The sequence below is a fragment of the Antarcticimicrobium luteum genome, from assembly GCF_004358185.1.
GTDB classification, from domain to species: domain Bacteria; phylum Pseudomonadota; class Alphaproteobacteria; order Rhodobacterales; family Rhodobacteraceae; genus Antarcticimicrobium; species Antarcticimicrobium luteum.
In genome coordinates this window covers 1-1382 of sequence record NZ_SMUV01000003.1, presented here as the reverse complement: position 1 = coordinate 1382, position 1382 = coordinate 1, and the positions used below count along the sequence as shown (strand labels likewise).

The following is a 1382-nucleotide window of genomic DNA, read 5'->3' as shown; positions in this document are numbered from 1 at the left end:
GTGCGGCCTTGTCGATCTGGACGACCTCGGCGAGATAGCGGGAGAGCTCCTCGCGCAGGTCGTCGCGGGCCAGCGCGAAGGCCACCGTCGCCTGCAGGAACCCGGCCTTGGAGCCGCAGTCGAACCGCTGGCCGCGGAACCGGTAGCCATAGGCCGGCACATCGTTCGCGATATCCTCGGCGATCGCGTCGGTCAGCTGGATCTCGCCCCCCGCCCCGCTGCGCATCCGGTTCAGGTTGCGCAGCACCGAGGGCGCCAGCACATAGCGCCCGATCACCGCCAGGTTCGACGGCGCCGTGCCCGGTTCCGGCTTTTCCACCATGCCGCGCGCCCGCACCACCGAGCCCATGTCCTCGGCCACGTCCAGCACCCCATAGGCGCTGGCCTTCTCCGGCGGCACCTCCATCGCGGCCACCATGTTGCCGCCGGTCTCCTCATAGGCCTCGATCATCTGGCCCAGACAGGATTTCTCCGCCGCGATCACATCGTCCGGCAGGATCACCGCAAACGGCTCGTTGGCGATCAGCCGCCGCGCGCACCACACCGCGTGGCCCAGACCCAGCGCCTTGTGCTGGCGCAGATAGGCGATCTCGCCCGAGTCCATGTTGGTCGCCCGCAGCGTCTCCAGCAGCGCCGATTTGCCCGCCTTCTTCAGCTGATGCTCCAGCATCGGAGAATGGTCGAAATAATCCTCCAGCGCCGACTTGCCCCGCGACGTCACGAAGATGAATTCCTTGATCCCCGCAGCCCGCGCCTCGTCGATCGCGTATTGCACCAGCGGACGGTCCACCAGCGTCATGATCTCCTTCGGCACCGACTTCGTCGCCGGCAAGAACCGCGTCCCAAGACCCGCGACCGGAAAAATCGCCTTCGTCACTTTCTTGCGCATGAAATCCTCAAAACCTTCTTGCCGCACCAATCAGGCGCGTGATGGCATATCAACCTCAACGGGAACATGGCCCAGGGGCCGATTTTTCGACCCATCGCCCCATTTTTTTGCGTCTGTGCGGTTTGGAGCACGTTCCGGCATCGAGTCCGCGCACCCGGCGCACCCGCGCGGCCTCGTCGCGGACCCGGCCGGCGAAGGACCAAAACCGGATCGCCGGCTGGCTGCGGTCGCTTTTTCCGAACAGCCCGCCGGTCTGTTCCCAGATCCCGTCGCCGCTGAAGGCGACGCGGTGATAGAGCGCGGTGGGCGAAAAACGGAACACCGTGACGCGATTTCCCGCCGCCCGTTCCGCCCGCGCCGCCGCGCGCAGCCGCCGCCGCGACCAGACCCGGCCCGCCAGCAGCACCGCGCGCGCATCCGGGCGCTGCGGCACCGGGCGAAACCGCCGGACCGGATCGGGCAGCGGCGGCAGCGGTTCGGCCCGGCGTCGCAG

Annotated in this window: 1 protein-coding gene and 1 pseudogene; both read right to left on the bottom strand. The window is 67.9% G+C overall.

Going from position 1 to position 1382, the window contains the following annotated elements:
* A partial coding sequence (locus E1832_RS00020; protein WP_133357715.1) for a UTP--glucose-1-phosphate uridylyltransferase occupies window positions 1-889 on the bottom strand: 889 nt, incomplete at its 3' end.
* A 55-nt stretch (window positions 890-944) separates the two neighbouring features.
* Window positions 945-1382: pseudogene (locus tag E1832_RS22325) on the bottom strand (hypothetical protein); the annotation flags it as partial.